This is a genomic window from Lentzea sp. NPDC003310, assembly GCF_040610935.1.
Taxonomy (GTDB): Bacteria; Actinomycetota; Actinomycetes; order Mycobacteriales; family Pseudonocardiaceae; genus Lentzea.
In genome coordinates, this window is the sequence record NZ_JBEXNC010000023.1 from 34764 (window position 1) to 56145 (window position 21382).

The window sequence follows — 21382 nt, forward strand, 5'->3', positions numbered from 1 at the left end:
GCGCGACGTCGGCGTGGGCGGGGTTCCCGCCTGACCCGGCGCCAGTGGCCGCCCTAACGCCCTGGACAGCCGTGCGCAGCGAGTGTTTGGATCGAAGCGCACCGTGTTTACAACGTTGTAATCCCTGCAGATTGGACGAGACGTGACGTCGAAGATCGTCTTGGCGGCCCTGGCCGTCTCCCTGCTCGGCAGCGTGCCCGCCGTGGCGTCCTCCGCGGCGGTCCCCGACTTCGCGACCTCCGAGGCCGGCAACCCCTTCGTCGACGGGTGGTACGCCGACCCGGACGTCGCGGTCTACGGCGACCGCTACTGGGTCTTCCCCACGGCATCGCGGCCGTACGACCAGCAGACCTACCTCGACGCGTTCTCCTCGACCGACCTCGTGCACTGGACCAAGCACGCCGACGTCCTCACCACCGCGAACGTCTCGTGGGCGCGCCGGGCGGTCTGGGCACCGGCCCCCGTCGAGCGGAACGGCAGGTACTACCTCTACTTCGGCGCCAACGACATCCAGAGCAACTCGGAACTCGGCGGCATCGGCGTCGCGGTCGCCGATCGGCCCGAGGGGCCGTACCGCGACGCCATCGGCAAGCCGTTGATCAGCCAGTTCGTCAACGGCGCGCAGCCGATCGACCAGGACGTCTTCATCGACGACGACGGCCAGGCGTACATGTACTACGGCGGCTGGGGCCACGCGAACGTGGTGAAGCTCAACGAGGACATGACGAGCCTCGGCCGGTTCGCCGACGGCAGCATCTACAAGGAGATCACGCCGGCGAACTTCACCGAGGGCTCGCAGATGTTCAAGCGCGGCGGCAAGTACTACTTCATGTGGTCCGAGGACGGCTGGACCGGCCCGAACTACGCGGTGTCGTACGCGATCTCCGACTCGCCCACCGGCCCGTTCACCAAGATCAGCCGCGTGCTGGCCCAGGACCCCTCCGTGGCACGGGGTTCGGGGCACAACTCGGTGATCAACGTGCCGGGCACCGACATCTGGTACATCGTCTACCACCGCCGCCCGCTCAGCCGCACCGGCGCCAACGACCGGCAACTGGCCTACGACCGGATGACCTTCAACGCCGACGGCACGATCCAGCCGGTGACCATGCGCGTCCAGGACGACTTCGACGACGACAACGCCGTCGGCTGGACCACGCACGGCGGCAGCTGGTCCGCGAGCGGCGGCCGGTACGAGACCGGCAGCTCGTTCGGCGGCAAGGCGTTGCTGGACACGAACTTCACCGACTTCGTGCAGGACGCGACCGTCGTCCCGAGGTCCGCGTCCGGCGACAGCGGCGTGGTGTTCCGCGCGACGGCCGCGACCACCGGCACGGACGCCTACCGCGGTTACTACGCGGGCGTCACCGGCAGCGGGCGCGTCGTGCTCGGCAAGGCCGACAACAACTGGACGCAGCTCGCGTCGGCCCCGGTGACCGTCCGGCCGAACGCCCGGCACCACCTGCGGGTGGAGGCGATCGGGTCGGCGATCAAGGTGTACGTCGGCGACATGACCACGCCGAATATCTCGGTGACCGACACCAGCTTCTCCAGCGGCGCCAACGGTGTGCGAGTGTTCAACACCGGCGCGGCGTTCGACGACTTCGCCGTCGCGCACCGCTGACCCGCTAACGCCGTGAGGGTCGCGCGTTGACGATGCGAGTCTGTTCGCGCAGCACCTCGATCGTGCGCGCGACCCAGTCGGCGATCACCGCCCGCTCCTCGGGCGAGTAGCGCTCCCCCAGCTCGGCCATGGCCTTGCCGAGCCCCGCGAACGCGTCCCCGAACGCGCCGGGGACGGCGGTGATCACCAGGCGCCGCCGGTCGGCGGGATCCGGTTCGCGCCGGGCGAGCCCCGCCCTCTCGAGCCGGTCGACCACCCCGGTGACCGCGCCCGGGGTCAGGCCGATCTCCTTGGCCAGCTGGCCCGCGGACACCGACCCCGCCCCCGCGATCACGGCGAGCGCGCGCTGGTCGACGGCGGTCACGCCGAGGCTGGCGCCCACCGCCTCGTGGAACGCCACCACGGCGGTGCTCAGGGCGCGTCCGGCGTCTCGCTCTTCCACGACCGCCACTTTACCGGACCAAATATTTCAGTATGCTGAACTAAATCATTCAGTCGACTGAAGCATTTGGGGGAACCGTGAGCGAGTTCGGACTGGCCCTGGAAGTACCGAGGTGGACCTGGCGCCTCTACACCCGCCACCTGGTCATGGTGGTGGGACTGTCGGCGGTGGCGTCGGTTCAGCGGCTGATCGTCGTGAACTGGACCGACGAGATCCCCTCCGCCCTCGCGACGGCGTCCGAGGTCGTGGTGCTGGCGACACGACTCGCCCTCGTGGTCCTCGTGTGGCGGATCGCGATGCGGGGGCTGACGTTGCGCTGGAGCGCGGCCCGGGACTTCACGCGGCGGCACTGGCGCAGCCTGGTGTGGCAGGCCGGCTTCCTCGGCGCGGCGTTCGCCGTGTTCGAGGTCCTCGCCGAGCACGTGGTGTCCGGCCTGCTGCCGGAGTCGGCCCGGCAGACCTACCTGGCGGTGCTGCTGTTCCTGAAGAACCCGACCGTCATCGCACTGACCTTCATCTGGTGGATCGGCGTGGTGCGGCAGGTCTTCCAGGTCCGCGCCCACCAGGACGACCTCGCCGCGACAGCGGGGGCGACCTACTAGGCCAGGAGCTTGCGGATGATCTCGGTGGCCGTGTCGATGTCCGCCGGCGCCCCGGCGATGACGTCGGAGTAGCAGAACGACTCGGCGAGCCGCACCACGGCGTAGGCCAGCTTGGTCACCGGGATCTCCGACGGCCTGTCCCGCTCCGCGCCGATCAGCTCGGCCAGCCCGCTCACCAGCCGGTGCTGCACCACCCCGCGCTGGGAGGTCAGCACCCGCAACGCCGTCTCCGGGTCGCGTTCGAGCAGCGACCGCAGCGCGGGCATGGCGACGGTGTCGCGCATCGCCTGGTCCAGCACGGCGACCACGCGTGCCATCCCCCGCCGCGGACTGGCCTGCCACAGCCTCACCCACGCCCGGTGCGTGATCGCCCACAGCACCTCGCCCAGGACGCGGTCGCGGTCGCCGAAGCGGCGGTAGAGCGTGGCGCGGCCGATGCCCGCCGAGGTGGCGAGCTCCCCCATGTCGATGCGGCCGTCGCGGAGGAACTGCCGCAGCGCGAGGGCGATGACCGGGTCCACCTCGGGCTCGGTGGCCAGGTTCACGTTGGTCGCGGCGTGAGACAGCATGTATAAAGTGTCTCACCTGAGACAATCAGACGGAATGTCTCACCAGGCCGAGGAGGACCGCCATGCGGCGAGTCTGGGCGGTGCTGCCGTTCGTGCTGGTCGCGGTCGCGTTGCTGCTGGACCCGGCCACCGCGGGGGCCGCGCGGTGGAACCTCGTGGTGCAGGTCGTGCTGTTCACGGTCCTGGCGGCCGTGCCGGGGCACCTCACGCGGCACGTGTCGTACGTCGACGTGGCGTGGCCGTGGGGGCTGGTGGGCATCGGCGTGGTCACCCTCGTCACCGCACCTGAGTTGAACGCCGTCACCGTCGCGATCGCGGTCGCCTACCTCGTCATGGGCGCGCGGATGGGGTTGTGGAGCCTGGTCATGACGATCAGGCACGGGTGGTGGAAGCCCGGCGCGCCCAAGGCCGAGCTGCCCCGCTACCGGTACCAGCGGCGGCGCTGGGAGCGGCAGGGGTTCCGCAGCGAGGCGGTGTCCGTCCAGTACGAGATCTGGTTGCAGGGCCTCGCGAACGCGTCGGTGCTCGCCGTGCCCACCTTCCTCGTCGCGGCCGATTCCCGGCCGTCCTCGTGGTCCTGGGTCGCGCTGGGCCTGTGGGCCGTGTCGTACGTGCTCGAGTCGGTGGCGGACCGGCAGAAGCAGCGGTTCGCGGCGTCCGGCGAGCGGGGCACCTGCGACCGCGGGTTGTGGCGGTACAGCAGGCACCCCAACTACTTCTTCCAGTGGATGCAGTGGAACGCCCTCGTGCTGGCAGCGCTCCCGTCGCTGCCGGGCCGGATCACCGCGACCTCGCTCGTGCTGGTCGCGGGCCTGTTCCTGGTGTCGTGGACGCTGTTCGTCACGCTCACCAAGCACACCGGCGCCCGGCCCGCCGAGTACTACAGCGTGCGCAAGCGGCCCGACTACGCGCGGTACCAGGCCACCACGAACATGTTCTTCCCCGGCCCGGTCAAGGTGCCGAGCGGGTCAGCCGGGCGCACGACTGGCTGACGCCCTCAGAACGTCCACCTCCCGTGCGGCACCTTCACCACGGTGCCGCCGGGCACGTGCACCTCGGCCGTCGACCCCACCGGCACCTCCACGGTCAGCCGCACCACCCCGTCGACCTTGGTCCACGCCACCACAATGCGCCCGCGCACGCTCTCGAACTCCATCCGCGCCCAGGACAGCGCGGCCGTGGCCGGCCGGACGACGAACGTGCGGTAGCCCGCGTCCCCCGGCCGCAACCCCGCCACGTTCTCGTACAGCCACTGCACGACCGTGCCCTTGAAGTAGTGGTTGCGCGACCGGGTGCCGGTGTCCCACATCTCCCACATGGTGTCGGCACCGTTCGCGAACCAGTGGCCCCAGCTCGGGTACGACCGCTCGGTGGCCACCGCGTGGGCCACGTCGGCGTGTCCGTTGTCCCCCAACGCCTGCAGCAGCACGCTGGCGCCGAGGCAGCCGACGTCGACGTGGTTGCCGTTGGCCCGGATCTCGCTCGCCAGCCGGTCCGCGACGGCCTGGACGGACCCGGCGGGCACCATGCCGAACGCGAGCGGGACGGCGTTGGACGTCTGCCGGTAGCCGGGGTCGCGAGCGGTCCGGTAGTAGCCGTCGAGGAACGCGTCGTTGAACGCTGTCAGCAACTGTGCGGCGACCGCGCGGTAGTGCGGCACGGGTTTCCCGATCACGTCACCGAGTTCGGCGGTGTGCAGCAGGGCGCGGTAGAGGTACGCGGTCGCGGTCAGCCGCGTGTCCTCGGGCGGGATGCCCCCGGAGTCCGGTGGCAGGAAGTCGCCCAGCGCGGTGACGGCGAGGCCGTCGCGCAGCCTGCCGATCTCCCAGTCCAGGTACCGGGTGAGCACCGGCCAGTGCCGCAGCGGCAGGCGGTCGTCGCCGTAGATCCGGTACATCTCCCGCAGCACGAACGGGTACACGGTCGTCCACTCCGGAGCGGGCGCCAGCTCGCGGTAGCCCCAGCCGCCGCTCGGCACGATCACCGGGAGCTGGCCCGCGGCGTCCTGGCTGTCCGCGAGGTCGCCGAGCCACTTGGTGAAGAACCGCGCCATCCCGAACTCGGCGAGCATCGACGGAGCTCCGACCTGGGCGTCACCGGTCCAGCCGTTCTTCTCGTAGGTCGGGGTGTCGGTGGGGATGCCGTGCAGGTTGTTCGCGACGGTGCGGCGCATCGCCGCGTCGTACTGCTCGAACAGCGGCTCGGAGCAGCGGAACGTGCTGACGCGCGGCACGTCCGAGTGCACGACCCTGCCGACGAGCCGCGGCGCGGTCGTCAGGCCGGTCACCTCGACGTAGCGGAAGCCCTTGTAGGAGAACTTCGGTTCCCACGTGGCCGCGCCGCCCGCGCAGACGTACTCGTCGAGCTGGATCCGGCCGCCGCTGACGTGCCCGTTCTCCATGCGGACGCTGCCGTCGGAGTTCAGCGTCTCGCCGTGCTTGAGCCGCACCACGGTGCCCGCGGGCGCGTCGACGGTGAGCTGGGTCCAGCCCGACATCGTGCGTCCCATGTCCGCCACGAACACGCCGGGCCGGAGTGTGCTCACCGTCGGCGTCACCGACTCCACCACGCGGATCGGTTCGTGCTCCTGGGCTTTCAGCGTGCCCTTCGGAGCCGGGCGGACGGACGCGCGTGACCACGTGCTGTCGTCGAACCCCGGTTTCGTCCAGTCGCGCGGTGCCAGCCGGGCGTCGTAGGTCTCGCCGGTGTAGAGCGAGTTCGACACCGTCGGACCGTCGGTCAGGCGCCACCGGTCGTCGGAGGCGATGGTCGTGCGGGTGCCGTCGGGGTGGTCGATCTCCAGCTGCGCCAGCAGTTTCGGCTCGTCGTGCCACGGCGGGCGCTCCCACCGCCAGACGTTCGGGGTCTTCATGCCGTAGAAACCGCGGCCGAGCGTCACGCCGATCGCGTTGCGGCCGCGCCGCACCAGGTCGGTGACGTCGTGCGTCGCGTAGAGGACGGTGTGGTCGTAGTCGGTGAAGCCGGGGTCCAGCACGCGGTCGCCGACGCGGCGGCCGTTGATCTCCGTCTCGTGGTAGGCGAGCCCGCTGACGTGCAGGCGGGCCCGGCGCACCGGCTTGTCCAGGCCGAACTCCGTGCGCAGCAACGGCGCGGGCTGCTCCTTCACCGTGACGTTCGCGCCCCACGGGCCCTGGCCGTACGGGTCGAGCACGGTCGCCGGGCTCCACGCCGAGTCGTCGAAGTCCGGTGCCTGCCAGCCGGGCTGCTCGGTCTCGGCGACCTTCCAGCCGGGGCCGGTGACGACCTCGCGCTGACCGTCCGGCAGGTCGACCAGCAGGCGCAGCAGGAACCCGGCCGGTCCGGCCGACCTGTTGGTGGCACGGGCGGACAGCACGATCCGCCGGCCCGCGAGGCGGGTCACGTCCGCGCGTTGCCCGACCTTCCACACGTCGACCTGCTCCGGCACGTGCAGCACCTCGGACCCGTTGACGTGCAACGTGAAGTCGTCGTCGGCGGTCGCGACGAGCCGGGCGCGCACGGCGTCCGCCGGGAGGTCGACCGCCGTGCGGAACCAGCGGCTCTCGGCCGGGGTGGTGGCGGACCAGATCCAGCGCGCGCCGGTGAAGGCGATCGCCGTGTCCTCGGCGCCGATCCACTTCGCCTGCCACGGCGTGCCGAGCAGCGCGGTCTCCCACCAGTTGGTGGTGCTCCACGCCGACGGACGGTTCGCGCCGTCCCACACCCGCACGCGCCAGTGGTAGCGGGTGCGCGGCCGCAGCTCCTTGCCCGCGAACGGGATCCCGGTCGTGCGGTCCGAGCCGACCTTGCCGCTCTGCCAGACGTCGGCCCGGCCGGGCGCGGTGCCGACCTCGACCTGGTAGGCGGTCTGCCGGGCGCCCGTGCCGCCGGCCTCGAGCACCCAGGCGAGGCGGGGCGCGGTGACGTCCGTGCCGAGCAGCGTCTCCGCGTACTCCACGGTCGTGCGCACCACGCGCATCCCACCTGCCCGTTCCTCCGGTCCGGCGTGCGCCACGCCGACCGGCAGTGCGGTGGCGGTCAGCCCGACCGCCGACGTCCTGAGGAACACCCGTCTGCGCACGTCGTCTCCACCTTCGTCGCTGGATGAAACGTTTCAATCACGGCGGCGGGCCCAGCGTGGTGGGAGGTGGCGAGATGTGTCAAGCAAGACGACAACAGGCTGTCCGCAATCGGACAGCCTGTTGAATCGTTTAAAGCAGAGGTCACGCGGTCGTGCAGGTGCTCCCGTTGAGCGTGAACGACGACGGCGCCGGGTTGGTCCCGTTGAACGTGCCGTTGAACCCGATCGTCGTCGAGGCGTTCGGCGCGAGAGCGCCGTTCCAGCTCAGGTTGGTCGCGGTGACGGCCGCGCCGGACTGGGCGAACGTCGCTCCCCACCCCGGCAGGGTCACGCCCTGGCCGTTCGCGAAGCTGAAGGCCAGTGTCCAGCCGTTGAGCGCGGTGGTGCCGGTGTTCGTGATGGCGATGCTCGCGGTGAAACCGTTGCCACCGCCCCAGTTCTGCGCGGAGTAGCCGACCCTGCACGCCCCCGTGCCGCCGCCGGCCCCGGTCGTCGCCGACGCGGTGCCCGAGGTGGCCGAGACGTTGCCGGCGGCGTCCTTCGCCCGCACCTGGTATCGGTACGTGGTGGACGGGCTGAGGCCGCTGTCGGTGAACGAGGTCGTCGCGGAGGACCCGGCCTGGGCGAACGACCCGCTGCCGACCGCGCGGAACACGTCGTACCCGGTGACGCCGACGTTGTCGGTCGACGCCGCCCAGCTCAGCGTGAGGCCGGAGGACGTCACGCCCGACGCCGCCGGGGTGCCCGGCGTGGACGGCGGCTGGGTGTCGGCGGGACCGCCCCCGCCGTAGATCGTGGCCTCCTTCGACGTCTGCCGGATCCCGTTGGCGCCGTTGAGGATCCGCTCGCCCCACGAGGTGAGGCTCGCCGGGTTGAACGAGTTGACCATGTCGAGGTAGCCGACGTCGCTGCTGTTGCCGCTCCACGACCAGCCGAGGTACCCGAGCCCGCGGGCCTGCGCCTGGGCGAGGATCGTGTCCTCGTCGGGGTCGCCGTCGCTGTGGTTGTGCCCGAACTCGCCGACCACCAGCGGCAGACCGGCCGTCCGGAACGCGTCGAAGTAGGCGTTGACCTTGTCCGCCGTGTTGTAGACGCCGTACATGTGGACGGAGAACACCGTGTTGCGCTGCGGGTCGGCGTTGAGCACCGACGCCGCGTTGTCGCGCATGATGTTGCCCCAGTCCTGGCCCCACATCGGGGCGTCCGCCATCAGCAGGTGCTGCAACCCGGCCCCGCGCAACCGGCTGATCGCGCTGCTCGTCGCGCTCGCCCAGGTGGCACTGGTCTGGGCGTTGTTGCCGAACGGCTCGTTGCCCAGGTTGATGACCACGTAGTTCTCCTGGCCCTGCAACGCGCTGGCGACGCTGATCCAGTAGCTCGCGGCCTGGTCGAGGGTCGCCGCGCCGCTCTGCTCGCCGTACCCGGTGGTGTCGTGGACCTCCAGCACGCAGATCAGCTTGTTCTGCTTGCACAGCCCGATGACGGTCGACACCTCCGAAGCCGGGGTCGGTCCCCACCGCTGGCCGCTGCCGAGCACGACGCGGACCGTGTTGGCGCCGAAGGACTTGATGTCCGCGAACGCCCTGGTCTGCGACTGGTACCAGACGTGCGCGTGGTTGACGCCGCGCATCACGAACGGCGTGCCGTTCGCCTCGACGACCCGCGTGCCGTCGACGCGCAGGCCCGTCGCGGCCGGCTGGTTCCCGAGCGCGGCCACGACCGCCGGGTACCAGCGGCTCTCCATCTTCTGGATGCCCGTGCCCCCGTTGGGGTGCACGCCGTCGGTGGTGTCGGTCGCGGTGTCGAAGCCGGTCCACTGGTCGACCACGGTGATCGGCGAGGCCGTGGTGCTGTTGGCCCGCGCCCAGCCGGGGATCGCGCTGTTCAGGTCGACGACCCGCTGCCCGCACGCGGAGCAGTTCGCCGGGGTCATCGGGATGATCTGCGCGACCACGAGCTTCACGGCTGGGTTGCTCGCCCGCATCTGGCCGAGCAACGTCGTGTAGGCGTTGAGGATCGTGCTCGCGGGGATGTTGCTCCACACGTCGTTGGTGCCGAGGTGCATGAGCACGACGTCCGGCCGCGCCGAGGCGAGCCAGCCGGGCAGCTGGTTGTCCCGCGCGATGTTCGTCGCGAGGTACCCGCCGTGGCCGTCGTGCTCGCCGTCGTAGGTGAAGCCGCAGCCGTCGCCGGGCAGCGTGCCGACGAAGTCGACGTCGGTGTGCCCGGTGTCCCGCAGGTGTTTCCAGAGCAACGCCCGCCAGCACCCCGGCGAGCCGGTGATCGAGTCACCGAGCGCCATGATCCGGGTGGGTGCGGCGGCGGCCGCGGGTGTGGCGACCACGCAGGCCACCAGCACCAGGGCGGCCACCACCGCGCGGAGGAATCTCGACAGCACAACGACCTCCTGGGAAGGTTCGGACGGGCTCACGGTGTGGCGAAGCTGGGGTGCGGCGGCTGGTTGTAGGCGGTGTTCTGGAACGCCACGGCCACCCGGTACTGCCGGTCCTGCAACAGCGACACGCGCCGGATCGAGGTCGGCTCGGTGGTCGAGTAGACGCGCAGCGCCCGGTTGTCGGTGGTCCGCCAGATCACCTCCTCGCGCCAGTCGCCGAGGATGTCCGCGGCGAGCGCGGGCGTGGACTTCGTGCCGTTGTTGGACGCCACCCCGGACCCGGTGAGCAGCCGCGTGTCGCCGTCGGGGCCGTACTTGTCGATCGTGGTGCCGTTGAGCAGCTCGCGTTGCGCGTCGCCGTCCCACCAGATCACGAAGTTGGTCGAGCCGGGCTTGCGCGCGGCCACCTGGCCGCCGGTGGTGGCGCTGCGCAGACCGCCGACCGACGACGACCACGCCTCGGCGCCGGGGTTACCCGCCCAGATGTCGGCGGCCACTCCCCTGCCGTTGTCGCAGCCGCACGACGGCGCGCTCCACAGGATCTGGCCGGTGCGCGCGTCGCCCATCCAGTGGGTGACGTCGGTGGTCGACTCCGACGGCTTGAACACCTCGAGACCCGGCCTCGACGGGACGAAGTCGCCGACGTGCAGCGCGTCGCCGTGCCGGGTGCCGTTCTGCCACAGGCCCCGGCCGTTGTCGTCGATCGCCATCGAGCCGTAGACGATCTCGTCCCGACCGTCGGCGTCGACGTCCGCGACGGACAGCTGGTGGTTGCCCTTGCCCTCCCACGCGGAGCGGTTCGACTGCGTCGCCGAGTCGAACGTCCAGCGCTGGGTGAGCTGCCCGCCGCGGAAGTCCCACGCGGAGATCACGCTGCGCGTGTAGTAGCCGCGCGCCATGACGATGCTGGGCCGCGAGCCGTCCAGGTAGGCCGTTCCGGCGAGGAACCGGTCGACGCGGTTGCCGTAGCTGTCGCCCCACGACGACACGGTTCCCCGTGGTGGCACGTAGTTCTCGGTGTCGAGCACGGCGCCGTCCGTGCCGCGGAACACCGAGAGGTACTCCGGTCCGGCCAGCACGTACCCGCTGCTGTTGCGGTGGTCGGCACTCGCGTTGCCGATCACCTGACCGGTGCCCGACCGCGTGCCGTCGGCGGTCTTGACCGCGACCTCGGCCCGGCCGTCGCCGTCGTAGTCGAAGACCTGGAACTGGGTGTAGTGCGCGCCGGCGCGGATGTTGCGGCCCAGGTCGATCCGCCACAACCTGGTGCCGTTCAACCGGTAGGCGTCGAGGTAGACGTTGCCGGTGTAGCCGGACTGCGAGTTGTCCTTGGCGTTGGTGGGATCCCACTTCAGCACCAAGTCCTGCTCGCCGTCGCCGTCGAGGTCGCCGACCGACACGTCGTTCGCGACGTACGTGTACGACTCGCCGGAGGGGGTCGTGCCACCGGAGGGGATCTGCAGGGGGACGTCCCTGCTCGTCGCGAGCGTGCCGACGGAGCGCGTGGCCGCCGCCGGTTCCACGCCTCCGATCACCGCCCGCACCGAGTAGGACGCCGTGGCGGGCGCGCCTTCGTCCAGGTAGCTCGTCGCCGTCGTCAGGGGCGCACCGGTGACCCGCACGCCGTCGCGGTAGACGTGGAACGCCACGTCCGCGGCGTCGGACCCGAGCAGCCGCCACGACACGAAGTTGCCCTGGGCCGAGCGGACGCTGATCAGACCTCGTTCCGGTGGCTCGTCCGCGAGCGCCGGCACGCCACCCGCGAGCAGCGCCACGGCGAGCAGCGCGCAATTAAAACGTTTCATGCGAAAAACGCTAGCGTCGAACAAGTCGAATGCGGTGCCGCGATTTCTTTCGAATCGAATTCGATCGGACGATCAGAACGCGTCGAGCCGGCCGCACATGCCGAACCGCTGCGGGGTGCGCGCCCGCGTCACGTGCACGTCCGCCTCGCCGAGGTGCCCGACGTCCCCGTCCCGCAACCGGCCCAGCTGCTCCCCGGTGCGTTCCGCCGAGGCCAGCGCCCCGGCCCGCCAGCGCTTCTCCCAAGCGTCCAGGTCGGGCTGCTTCAGACGGGTGGCGGCGCGGTAGAAGTCCGTCAGCGCGTCCTCGCCCGCCTCGACGCGGCGACGCAACTCCAGAAATCCTTCCAGGGCGAGGTCCCGGCGCCGCCGCGTCGATTCCTCGTCACCCGCCCGCGCCCGTTCCGAATAGTCCGCGGAATCGGCCAGCACCTCCGCGGGAAAGGTGAACACCGCGTCCCCCGCCTCGGGCAGGCCGCTGTTCTGCATCAGCACGACGATCCGCAGATCGCCGTCGTTCACGAGGCGGTGGATCGTGCCGGGCGTGAACCAGGCGACCACGCCCTCGCTCAGCGGGGTCTCGGCGAACCCGCGCCGCGTCAGGGTCTGGACGCTGCCCCGCCCGCCGACCACGTAGTAGCACTCGGAGCAGGCCAGGTGGACGTGCGGCGACCCGCCGCACACCCCGTCCACCGCGGGCCAGTCGTAGACCCGGAGCCCGGAGATGCCTATGCCGCCGGGAAAGGGCGCTACCACGGGTGGTCCTCCACGTGCGCTTCGAGGCGGTCGCGCGACCACTCGCCGGTGCCGACGACGAGCCGGTACCGCAGGCTCAGCGCGCCGCCGGGCGCGAGCTCCAGCGTCTCGTGGAACGCGAACGAGGGGTTGACCGCCGCGAACGGCGTGCTGCGCACGAACCAGTGCGTGCAGTTGTCCGGGTGGTCCACGAACAGCAGCGTCGACGACCGGTCGACCTCGTCGTGGTGGCCGGTGAACGCGAGCCAGCGCGCCGCCTCGCCCATCAGCTCCTGCCCCGCGCCGCCGTCCGCCGCGAGCACGGTGCCGCCGGTGAACGACCGCGGGCCGCGCCAGAAGAACCCGGTGTAGCCGGCGAGCTCCCGCCCGTTGGTGGTCGGGCTGCCGAAGACCAGCGGCCACGCGCACAGGTTCGTCATGGTGGTGACGAACTCCAGCGTCCACGAGTCGTCCTCGACGTCGAGCACGGCGAGCGACCGCGACTCCTCGATCCAGCGCTCCCCGGCCTCGGTGTACCAGGACAGCCGCTCGCCGACCCGTGCGCCGTCGAGCTCGAACTCCTCGTGCCGCATGGTGCCGACGTTGGGCAGCGCCACGTAGCCCTGGTCGCGCACGTACGTGACGCCGCCCCAGAAGTTCTCGCCCGAGACGTCGGTCGCGGTCATCTGCACGCCCTTGTGCCAGCGGTGGTCGTGCGGCCGGAACGCCGTCACCACGTCGCCCGCGAGCGTGCGCACCGGGTGCAGGTACGGTTTCGGCCCCTCGAACGCGGGTGTCGCCGGGCTGTGCACGTACCGGAACAGCTCGACGTCGTCCACGACCGCGGTCACCGCGTCGTCGTCCTGCCGCACGGTCACCGGGCGTCCCACGGGGCACCGCTCCCTTCCATGGTCGCGTAGAACGGGCTGTCCGGCCCCAGCTCGCCCGCCTTCACGACGCCGCCGGTGAACGCCGACGCGTACAGCGCCGCGATGAACTCCATGGTGTTCCTGGCGTCCGCGAGGGTCACCGGTGGTGTCTCGCCCGCGTCCAGGGCGTCCAGGAACGCCGCCAGCTGGCACCGGTGGCTGCTCACGACACCCGACGGCTCCGCGCGCCACCGCGTGACGACCTCGTCGTGGCCGGGCGCCGGGGTCACGGTCCAGTGCGCGTCGGTGTAGCCGTAGAGGTGCTCCACCTCGACGGTGGCGTGGTCGAAGTCGAACCGCAGCTGCGAGGTCTCCCTGGGCGACAGCAGCGAGTTGACCACGGACGCGACCGTGCCGTCGGCGAAGGTCACCAGCGCCATCGAGACGTCCTCGGTCGCCACGGCCCTGGCCTGCCGGACCGCCACCGCCCGGATCTCCCGCCACGGCCCCAGCACGGACAGCAGCAGGTCGAACTGGTGGATGCCGTGCCCCATCGTCGGGCCGCCGCCCTCGCTGTCCCAGCTCCCCCGCCAGGGCACCTCGAAGTAGGCGTCGCCGCGGTACCAGAGCGTGTCGCACCGGGCCACGAACGACCGCCCGAACACGCCCTCGGCGACCAGGCGCCGCAACCGCAGCGCGGCGGGCCCGAACCGGTGCTGGAACACCGTCGCGACGCGGCCCGCCGACGCCTGCTCGGCCGCGATCAGCGCGTCGATCTCGCCCAGCGACAAGGCGGGTGGCTTCTCGACGAGCACGTGCACGTCCGCGGCCAGGCACTCCAGCGCGAGCGGCGCGTGGTGACGCGGCGGGGTGCAGACGTGCACCACGTCCAGGTCCTCGGCCTCCAGCAGGGCGGCCGGAGTGGGGTGCACCGCCGGCACACCCCACTCCCTGGCGAACGCCGAGGCGCGATCGGCGTCCACGTCCACCACCGCCACCAGCTCGACCCGGTCCCCCAGCGAGCGCAGCGCCTCGGCGTGCGCCGCCGCGATCGCCCCCGTGCCGACGACGGCCGCCCGCCTCACCTGGCAGCGTCCACTTCGGACTGGACTTCCTTGATGAACGACGCCGCGGCGGCGTCCGGGGTGGTGCGGCCGAACAGCACGTCCTCGGTGTGCCGCTTGAGGATCGTGTCGAGGGTGCTGGCACCGTTCGGCGTGATCCTGGGCGGGTCGCTGACCGGCACGGTGTCGAGGTACTCCTTGGCCGCCTTGTCGGTGTCCTTGAGCTGCCCCGCGATCGCCTCGCGGATCTTCTGGTTGGCGGGCACGCCGCGTTCGGTCAGCAGGATCTTGGCCGCCTCCTCGTCGTTGGCGAGGAAGCTGACGAACGCCGCCGCCTCGGCCGGGTGCTCCGACCGCGCGGACACCGACCAGAACATCGACGGCTTGTAGTAGGCGCCGGGTGCCGGTCCCTGCGTCTCACCGGGCAGCCGCAGCAGCTTCAGCTTCGCGCCGCTGGCGGCGGTCAGCGCGGTCAGCTGGGTGTTCCACCACAGCCCGAACGCCGCCGTGCCGGTCGCCGTGGCGGACTGGTTCAGCCCGGCGGAGGCCTTCTCGATCGTGACCGACGGCGGTGCCGCGACGCCGGACTTCGACAGGTCCAGGATGTACTGCCAGTAGTCCCGCGCGATCTCCTGCGGCAGCACGACCTTCGCCTCGGCGTCGAACATCGCCTTGCCCTGCTGGCGCGCCCGGATGCTCAGTCCCGCCGCGTCGTTGATGCCGGGCGACTGCACGCCGAACACCGCGCCACCACTGGCTTTCGACACCTGGTCGCCGATGGACCTCAGGTCGTTCCACGACCACTTGGTGTCGTCCGGGACGGGGATGTCGTACTTGGCCAGCAGGTCGAGGTTGGCCATGATCGAGTACATGCCGAGGCCGACGGGCAGCCCGTACTGCTTGCCGGCGATGGCACCGGTGGCGAGCGCCTTCTGGTCGAAGTTCGCGGTGTCGAGGTGCTTCTTCGCCTCGTTCAGGTCGAGCAGCGCGCCGCGTTCGGCGTAGGACGCGATGTAGAGCTCGTCCATCTGCATGATGTCCGGCGCGTCGTTGGCCGCCATGGTGGTGGCGAGGCTGTCCCAGTAGCCGTTCCACTCCTTGAACTCGCCCTTGATGGTGATGTTCGGGTGCTTGCGCTGGAACATCTCGATGACCTGCTGGGTCCGCTTGTGCCGGTCGTCCGCGCCCCACCAGGTGAAGCGCAGCGTGACCTGCTCCGTCGTCAGGTCGCCGCCCGCGTCCGAACCGGACCCGCAGGCGGCCAGGGACGCGGTCAGCGACAGCAGGACCGCCCACAGGGCCCCGCGGCGAACACCTCTGCGCATGAGCTGTCCTTTCGGCTACTTGCCCCCGGTCGTGGCGATCCCCTTGACGAGGTACCGCTGACCGACGAGGAAGGCGAGGAAGATGGGGACGAGCGAGACGACGCTCATCGCGAACTGCGAGCCCCACGACGTGGCGACCGTCGAGTCGACGAACGAGCGCAGGGCGACGGGGACCGTGTACATGTCCGGGTCCGTCAAATAGATCAGCTGGCTGAAGAAGTCGTTCCACGTCCAGATGAACGTGAAGATCGTGGTGGTGGCGAGTGCCGGCGTCATGAGCGGCAGGATGATCTGCAGGAAGATCCGCGGGTGACCGCAGCCGTCGATGCGCGCGGCCTCGTCGAGCTCGCGCGGCAGGCCGCGGATGAACTGCACCATCAGGAACACGAAGAACGCGTCGGTGGCGAGGATCTTCGGCACGATCAGCGGCAGGAACGTGTTGACCCAGCCGATGTTCGAGAACAGCACGTACTGCGGCACGATGATCACGTGGATCGGCAGCATGATCGTGCCGAGCATGATCCCGAACCACCACCGCTTGCCGCGGAACTGCAGGCGCGCGAAGGCGTACGCGGCCATGGAGCACGACACGAGGTTGCCGACGATGCAGCCGAGCACCAGGACCGCCGAGTTCGCGAGGTAGGTGCCGAACGACGGCGTGAGCGCGTTCCAGCCCTCGGTGTAGTTCTCGCCGCGCAGGCCGTCGAGGACGAGCCCGGGGCTGCGGAAGATCTCGTCGTCGGGCCGCAGCGAGCTCGCGACCATCCACAGCACCGGGTACAGCATCACGAACCCGATCAGGACCAGGCCGAGGTGCTTGACGGGGGCGGCCAGCCTGCTAGTCGTCATAGAAGACCCAGTACTTCGCCGCCCAGAAGTTGACCGCCGTGAACGCCGCGATGATCAGCAGCAGGAACCACGCGAGCGCGGAGGCGTAGCCCATGTCGAACCGGCTGAAACCCTGCTGGTACAGGTAGAGCGTGTAGAACATGGTCGAGTCGGACGGCCCGCCGGTGCCGCCGGAGACCACGAACGCCTGCGTGAACGACTGGAACGCGTGGATGATCTGCAGCACCAGGTTGAAGAACAGGATCGGCGAGAGCAGCGGCAGGGTGATCCGGCGGAACCGCGACCACCGGCTCGCGCCGTCGATCGCGGCGGCCTCGTAGTAGACCTCGGGGATCTGCCGGAGCCCGGCCAGGAAGATGATCATCGGTGAGCCGAACGTCCACACGTTCAGCACGATCAGCGTCGACAGCGCGGTGTCCGGGTCGGAGATCCAGCCCCTGCCCTGCACGCCGAAGAAGCCGAGCACGCGGTTCACCAGGCCGTCGGTGCCGAAGACCTGCGTCCACAGCACCGCGATCGCGACGCTCGACCCCAGCAGCGAGGGCAGGTAGAAGGCCGAGCGGTAGAACGCGAGCCCGCGCAGCCCCCGGTTGAGCAGCAGCGCGACGCCCAGGGCGCACGCCAGCTGCAGCGGCACGGACACGAGCACGTAGGTGAACGTGACGCCCAGCGCGTTGTGCAGCCGGGAGTCGGTGAGGATGCGCGCGAAGTTGTCGAGGCCGATCAGCCTCGGCGGCTGGATCAGGTTGTACTTCGTGAAGCCGAGCGCGAAGGACGCGAGCACCGGCCCGATCGTGATGAGGAGCAGCCCGGCGAACCAGGGTGCCAGGAACCAGAACGCGGCCCTGTTGTCGCCCTTCCGGACCCCGACGCCGCCCCGGCGCAGCTGACGCAGTTCGTCTAGAGCGCTCATCGACCTCCGACCCCGTCGTCCGGAAAACGCTTTCCGGAGTCTGCATCGGGGCCTGGTGAGCGTCAAGCGATCTGTCGAATGCCGTCGAACGGGACTGTCGAACCGTTCGACACCGTCCCTTGTGGAGGCCGCGACGGTCACGCATCCCTGGTTGGCGTGACCGCCGCGACCGGCTCTGTTCGGCCCAGCGGACCGGTGCGCGGGCTACGCGTACGGGTTGCGCCCGGAGAGCCCGCCGACCTTGCACGGGCCGTTCGCCGCGTCACGGCAGACGACCACGCCCATGTAGGTGATCGAGTCGCCGCTGATCGACCAGGTCAGGTCGTTGTAGGAGGAGTAGTCCTCCTTGTCGCAGCCGGAGTGGTCGTACCGGCGCGTCGGCGTCGTGTCGGGGTGCAGGGAACCGTTGTAGAACAGGAAGTACGCGTACACCGGCTTGGCGTCGCAGCCCCAGTCGGACACCAGGAGGTCGATGTTGCGCACCGAGCTGCGTCCCGCCCAGTCGAACGTCGCCCCGGCGTAGCCGTAGTCCTGACCCGAGTAGATGAACTCCTGCGCGGCGGCACTCGCCGGCGGCGCGTGCACGACGACAGCGGAGAGCGCGACCACGGCGGCGGCCGCGACCCGGCCGGCGATCTTGCTGAGGGTTCTCGAGAGCATGACGGCAGTCAACAACGCTTTCGCGGGTCACCAGTAGCTATTGCGCCGGGGTGCAATGGCTACTCCACCGCGCACTTCACCCCGTTGAGCACGAAGGCGGTGGGAGCGCGGTGGCTGGAGCGCGCGCTGCCGTTGAAACCGAACTGCAGCGAGGCGTCCGGGGCGATCTGCCGGTTGTAGCTCGTGTTCGACGCGGTGACGATCCGCCCGTACTGGCGTCCCGAGGCGTCCCACATCTCGCGGATGCCCTCCCCCTCCGCCAGCGACCACATCAACGACCAGCCGGCGACCGCCGCGGTCCCGGTGTTGCGCACGGTCACACTCGCCTGGAACCCGCCCTGCCACTGCCCGGTGACCCGGTAGGAGACCGCGCAGGCCTTCGCGGGCCGCGGCGGGGTCGTGGTCGTGGGCGGCGGGGGTGGTGGGGTCGTGGTCGTGGTGGTGGGCGCGGGCGGGGACGTGTCGGAGCCTTTGCACGGCGGCCCCCACAGCCCTCGCCCGGCCGCGGCCGCCTCGTCCCTGGCGTTGATCAGCGGGCCGGTCTCGACGCCCTCCGGCCGCAGGGCACCCTGCCGCACGGCGAGCACCGCGTAGTCGGTGCCGTCCTCGAGTTCCAGGTCGACCAGCCCGATGGAGAGCCCGGTGTACCGCACCGACCGCGCCACCAGCGTCGACCGGGCGAAGTCGAGCGCGGCCCGCGCGAAGCACTCCTTGGGCTCGGCGAGCGAGGCGATGCGCACCTGGGTGCCGTCGACGAACTCGACGGTCCGCCCGTCGACAACGTCCCGCACGACGGTGAGCACGTCCTGGGGCGGCACCACCTCGTTGACCAGCGTCGGAGCCTGCAGCGAGGTCCGCGACGACGGCGGCGGCGGAGTGTCCACCGGCGCGGCGGAGCACGCGGTGAGCAGCAACAACGTCACCAGCAGGTGCCTGCGCGCCACCATCACTCCCCCGAAGTCCGAGCGCTGTCCGTTGTGGACGTCGGTCGAGGTGATCGGCGCGTTACCGCGTCCGGCCCGGAGGGGCCGCGCAGAAGACCCGCGGCGTGCCCCACGCGTTGACCGCGTCCCGGCCCGCCCGCACGTCGAGCAGCGTGAGCCGGTCGACGTCGGAGATGTCGACCTCGACGTGCTGGGGAGCGTCGTCGATGCCCGCCTGCCGGGTCGCGGCCTCGGTCTCGTCGGCCTTGATCACGAACTGCCCGACCCCGTCCCGCTGGGACGAGGCGGCGTCCTTGCCGACCCACACCGACAACCGGGTGCACCGGCTCGCGGTCTGCCAGGTGCCGAAGTTGACCGGCTGCGCCGCGGACGACCCGGCCGTCCCGCGCAGGCCGCCCGACAGCGGTTCCCTGCCCACGCCGATGCTGACCGACGGCACGAACTCGAGCCCGGTGCCGGCCTCGACGGGCGCGTACGTCGTGAGGTCGTACCAGTCCTCGGAGGACGGAGGAGGTGCCGCCTCGACGGCCGACGTGGTGAGGACGGTGGCCGGCGCCTCGTCCGGGTTCAGCGCCCCGCCGACGACGAGGGAGACGCCGACGACCAGCACGATGGCCAGGGCGGCCGCGACGATCCACTTCCCGGGTTTGTGACCTGCGCCACCACTCGTCATGACCGGCTTTGTCTGAACCGGGTGCTTCTTCGTTACAGGTCGTGCCCCTCGAACTCCACGACGGCCCGGTACCGGGCACTGCCCCGGCGAACCCGGTCGAGCGCCCGGTCGAACTCCGCGACCGGGAAGGTCTCGACCTCGGGCCGGATGTCGTGCCGCGCCGCGAAACCGAGCATCCGCCGCGTGTGCGCGGCGGACCCCACGATGCCTCCGACGACCCGTTTCGCGGTCGGCAGCAGGCTCATCGGCCCGAGCGCGATGGGCTGGTCCGGCACCCCGACGACGCACAACGTCCCCTCGGGCCGCAGCAGACCGACGTAGTCGTCCCACGGCAGGTTCGCCGAGACCGTGCACAGGACGAAGTCGAACGAGCCGGCGGCTCGGTCGAGCGCACCGCGCTCGCCCGACGCGATGAACCCGGTGGCACCGAACCGTTCCGCGTCGGCGCGCTTGGCGGGCGTGGTCGAGATGGCGGTGACCTCGCACCCCCACGCGGCGAGGAACTGGATCGCCAGGTGCCCGAGCCCGCCGATGCCGACGACCGCCACGCGGTGGGTGGGCAGCACACCGTTGACGAGCAGAGGCGAGAACACCGTGGTCCCCGCGCACAGCAGCGGCGCGGCCTGGGCCGACGGGATCGCGTCCGGGATCGGGTGGACGTGCCGCCAGTCGCTCGCCCGCACGTGACCGGCGAACGCGCCGCGATCACCGCGCACGACGGTGTCGTCCCGGGCCGGGCACAGGTTCGTCCGGCCGTCGAGGCACCACTCGCAGGTGAAGCAAGACCCGGCGATGGCCCCGACGCCGACGCGTTGCCCGATCCGGAGCGACCCGCCGACCGCCTCGCCGACGGCGTGGACGACGCCGATCGCCTCGTGACCGGCGACCACCGGGTACCGCGACAGCCCGAACTCGTCGTCGATCACCCCGACGTCGGTGTGGCAGACGCCGCCGTGCGTGACCCGCACGTCGACCTCGGTCGGGCCGAGCGGCCCGCTCTCGTACTCGTACGGCCGCAGTGGCGCACCGGCCTCGTGTGCCGCGAAGGCCTGAACCCGCATGTCACACCCCTCCACACCCAAAAAGAAACTAGTTAGTTACTTCTCCAGGTAAGCACGGTGTCACGCTTCGCGCAAACCAACTCGTTGGTTATGCTGGTCGGGTGACCAAGGGCAACGCCACCCGGCAACGTCTGCTGGACGCGGCCACCGAGGAGTTCGCGGCGCACGGCATCGCGGGCGCGCGGGTCGACCGCGTCTCCGCCACCGCCAAGGCGAACAAGGCCCAGCTCTACGCCTACTTCGGCGACAAGGAGCGGCTCTTCGACGCGGTCTTCCAGCACCACGCCGACGACCTCGTCAACGCCGTGCCGTTCACCGCCGACGACCTGCCGGGCTACGCGGTGGGCCTCTACGACTCGTGCCTGACGAGACCGATCCTGGTGCGACTGGCCACGTGGGCGCGCCTGGAGCGCGTGCCGGCCGGACCCCTGGTCACGTCGATGCCCGAGCAGACAGCGCACAAGCTCGGCGCCATCGCCGAGCAGCAGAGGGCCGGGACCATCGATCCGTCGCTCGATCCCGGCGACGTGCTCGCGATGGTGTCCACGCTGGCGCTGACGTGGTCGCCGGCGAGCCTGTTCTTCACGGCCACCCCGGGGGACGCGGAGGCGGACCACGAGCGCCGGCGGCGGGCGTTGGCGGAGACGGTGCGGCGCGCGTTCAGGCCGTGAGCCGCGAGCGGCTCGTCAGGCCGGTGCGGGGAGACCGGCGCTGTCGCGCACGACGTCGTCGTGCGGAAACGACACGAACGCGGCGGCCCGGTCGCGGCGGTTTCACCCTCCCGCCGCTGGCCGA

At 70.8% G+C, this 21382-nt stretch carries 19 protein-coding genes; 4 read left to right on the plus strand and 15 right to left on the minus strand.

Annotated features, from left to right (window positions below):
• Positions 1 to 142 precede the first annotated feature (142 nt).
• Entirely contained in the window at positions 143 to 1624 is a 1482-nt protein-coding gene (locus tag ABZX02_RS37495) for a glycoside hydrolase family 43 protein (protein ID WP_355305760.1), read from the plus strand.
• A gap of 4 nt (positions 1625 to 1628) precedes the next feature.
• Here ABZX02_RS37495 and ABZX02_RS37500 read toward each other — a convergent pair whose 3' ends face one another.
• The gene (locus ABZX02_RS37500; RefSeq protein ID WP_355305762.1) at positions 1629 to 2066 is read right to left on the minus strand and encodes a MarR family transcriptional regulator; all 438 of its coding nucleotides are present in this window, start codon (positions 2064 to 2066) and stop codon (positions 1629 to 1631) included.
• 77 nt (positions 2067 to 2143) lie between these two features.
• Here ABZX02_RS37500 and ABZX02_RS37505 point away from each other — a divergent pair, with 77 nt between their 5' ends.
• Positions 2144 to 2668, plus strand: coding sequence for a hypothetical protein (locus ABZX02_RS37505; RefSeq protein WP_355305764.1), 525 nt, complete (start codon positions 2144 to 2146; stop codon positions 2666 to 2668).
• On the opposite strand, the gene ABZX02_RS37510 is transcribed toward ABZX02_RS37505, so the two are convergent.
• On the minus strand, positions 2665 to 3237 hold the full coding sequence (locus ABZX02_RS37510) for a QsdR family transcriptional regulator (protein ID WP_355305766.1): 573 nt from the start codon (positions 3235 to 3237) through the stop codon (positions 2665 to 2667). The genes ABZX02_RS37505 and ABZX02_RS37510 overlap by 4 nt on opposite strands.
• 62 nt (positions 3238 to 3299) lie before the next feature.
• Here ABZX02_RS37510 and ABZX02_RS37515 point away from each other — a divergent pair, with 62 nt between their 5' ends.
• Complete coding sequence (locus ABZX02_RS37515; protein WP_355305768.1) at positions 3300 to 4229, plus strand: DUF1295 domain-containing protein; 930 nt, start codon at positions 3300 to 3302, stop codon at positions 4227 to 4229.
• 5 nt (positions 4230 to 4234) lie between these two features.
• Here the strand turns inward: ABZX02_RS37515 and ABZX02_RS37520 are convergent, their stop codons facing one another.
• From ABZX02_RS37520 to ABZX02_RS37580, 13 genes are all read right to left on the minus strand, one after another.
• Positions 4235 to 7297 (minus strand): family 78 glycoside hydrolase catalytic domain, encoded by a 3063-nt coding sequence (locus ABZX02_RS37520; protein ID WP_355305770.1) that lies wholly within the window; start codon positions 7295 to 7297, stop codon positions 4235 to 4237.
• 142 nt (positions 7298 to 7439) lie between these two features.
• Positions 7440 to 9695 carry a cellulase family glycosylhydrolase gene (locus ABZX02_RS37525; protein ID WP_355305772.1) on the minus strand — a complete coding sequence of 752 codons (2256 nt, stop codon included), beginning with the start codon at positions 9693 to 9695 and terminating at the stop codon, positions 7440 to 7442.
• 29 nt (positions 9696 to 9724) lie between these two features.
• Entirely contained in the window at positions 9725 to 11497 is a 1773-nt protein-coding gene (locus ABZX02_RS37530; protein WP_355305774.1) for a rhamnogalacturonan lyase, read from the minus strand.
• A 72-nt stretch (positions 11498 to 11569) separates the two neighbouring features.
• Positions 11570 to 12250: a cupin domain-containing protein gene (locus ABZX02_RS37535; RefSeq protein WP_355305776.1), complete on the minus strand. Its 681-nt coding sequence runs from the start codon at positions 12248 to 12250 to the stop codon at positions 11570 to 11572.
• Positions 12244 to 13119 carry a PmoA family protein gene (locus ABZX02_RS37540; RefSeq protein ID WP_355305778.1) on the minus strand — a complete coding sequence of 292 codons (876 nt, stop codon included), beginning with the start codon at positions 13117 to 13119 and terminating at the stop codon, positions 12244 to 12246. The genes ABZX02_RS37535 and ABZX02_RS37540 overlap by 7 nt, the downstream gene beginning before the upstream one ends.
• On the minus strand, positions 13104 to 14183 hold the full coding sequence (locus ABZX02_RS37545) for a Gfo/Idh/MocA family oxidoreductase (protein WP_355305780.1): 1080 nt from the start codon (positions 14181 to 14183) through the stop codon (positions 13104 to 13106). Before ABZX02_RS37545 ends, ABZX02_RS37540 begins: the two co-directional genes overlap by 16 nt.
• Positions 14180 to 15487 (minus strand): ABC transporter substrate-binding protein, encoded by a 1308-nt coding sequence (locus ABZX02_RS37550; RefSeq protein WP_355305782.1) that lies wholly within the window; start codon positions 15485 to 15487, stop codon positions 14180 to 14182. The genes ABZX02_RS37545 and ABZX02_RS37550 overlap by 4 nt, the downstream gene beginning before the upstream one ends.
• A gap of 15 nt (positions 15488 to 15502) precedes the next feature.
• The gene (locus ABZX02_RS37555) at positions 15503 to 16336 is read right to left on the minus strand and encodes a carbohydrate ABC transporter permease (protein WP_355305784.1); all 834 of its coding nucleotides are present in this window, start codon (positions 16334 to 16336) and stop codon (positions 15503 to 15505) included.
• Positions 16326 to 17249 (minus strand): sugar ABC transporter permease, encoded by a 924-nt coding sequence (locus ABZX02_RS37560; protein ID WP_355305786.1) that lies wholly within the window; start codon positions 17247 to 17249, stop codon positions 16326 to 16328. The genes ABZX02_RS37555 and ABZX02_RS37560 overlap by 11 nt, the downstream gene beginning before the upstream one ends.
• Positions 17250 to 17453: 204 nt before the next feature.
• Positions 17454 to 17909, minus strand: coding sequence for a hypothetical protein (locus ABZX02_RS37565; RefSeq protein WP_355305788.1), 456 nt, complete (start codon positions 17907 to 17909; stop codon positions 17454 to 17456).
• A 59-nt stretch (positions 17910 to 17968) separates the two neighbouring features.
• Complete coding sequence (locus ABZX02_RS37570) at positions 17969 to 18853, minus strand: cellulose-binding domain-containing protein (RefSeq protein WP_355305790.1); 885 nt, start codon at positions 18851 to 18853, stop codon at positions 17969 to 17971.
• Between the two features lie 61 nt (positions 18854 to 18914).
• Positions 18915 to 19526, minus strand: coding sequence for an NPCBM/NEW2 domain-containing protein (locus tag ABZX02_RS37575; RefSeq protein WP_355305792.1), 612 nt, complete (start codon positions 19524 to 19526; stop codon positions 18915 to 18917).
• A 32-nt stretch (positions 19527 to 19558) separates the two neighbouring features.
• Positions 19559 to 20587, minus strand: a complete 1029-nt coding sequence (locus tag ABZX02_RS37580; protein WP_355305794.1) for an NAD(P)-dependent alcohol dehydrogenase — start codon at positions 20585 to 20587, stop codon at positions 19559 to 19561.
• 101 nt (positions 20588 to 20688) lie between these two features.
• Here ABZX02_RS37580 and ABZX02_RS37585 point away from each other — a divergent pair, with 101 nt between their 5' ends.
• Positions 20689 to 21258, plus strand: a complete 570-nt coding sequence (locus ABZX02_RS37585) for a TetR family transcriptional regulator (protein WP_355305796.1) — start codon at positions 20689 to 20691, stop codon at positions 21256 to 21258.
• The last annotated feature ends 124 nt before the right edge of the window (positions 21259 to 21382 follow it).

What these genes read in the sequence shown, in the direction of transcription:
- ABZX02_RS37510 (WP_355305766.1), bottom strand. Translation starts at nt 3,237, where the DNA reads ATGCTGTCTCACGCCGCGACCAACGTGAACCTGGCCACCGAGCCCGAG.
- ABZX02_RS37515 (WP_355305768.1), top strand. Translation starts at nt 3,300, where the DNA reads ATGCGGCGAGTCTGGGCGGTGCTGCCGTTCGTGCTGGTCGCGGTCGCG.
- ABZX02_RS37530 (WP_355305774.1), bottom strand. Translation starts at nt 11,497, where the DNA reads ATGAAACGTTTTAATTGCGCGCTGCTCGCCGTGGCGCTGCTCGCGGGT.
- ABZX02_RS37550 (WP_355305782.1), bottom strand. Translation starts at nt 15,487, where the DNA reads ATGCGCAGAGGTGTTCGCCGCGGGGCCCTGTGGGCGGTCCTGCTGTCG.
- ABZX02_RS37555 (WP_355305784.1), bottom strand. Translation starts at nt 16,336, where the DNA reads ATGACGACTAGCAGGCTGGCCGCCCCCGTCAAGCACCTCGGCCTGGTC.
- ABZX02_RS37560 (WP_355305786.1), bottom strand. Translation starts at nt 17,249, where the DNA reads ATGAGCGCTCTAGACGAACTGCGTCAGCTGCGCCGGGGCGGCGTCGGG.
- ABZX02_RS37565 (WP_355305788.1), bottom strand. Translation starts at nt 17,909, where the DNA reads ATGCTCTCGAGAACCCTCAGCAAGATCGCCGGCCGGGTCGCGGCCGCC.
- ABZX02_RS37575 (WP_355305792.1), bottom strand. Translation starts at nt 19,526, where the DNA reads ATGACGAGTGGTGGCGCAGGTCACAAACCCGGGAAGTGGATCGTCGCG.
- ABZX02_RS37580 (WP_355305794.1), bottom strand. Translation starts at nt 20,587, where the DNA reads ATGCGGGTTCAGGCCTTCGCGGCACACGAGGCCGGTGCGCCACTGCGG.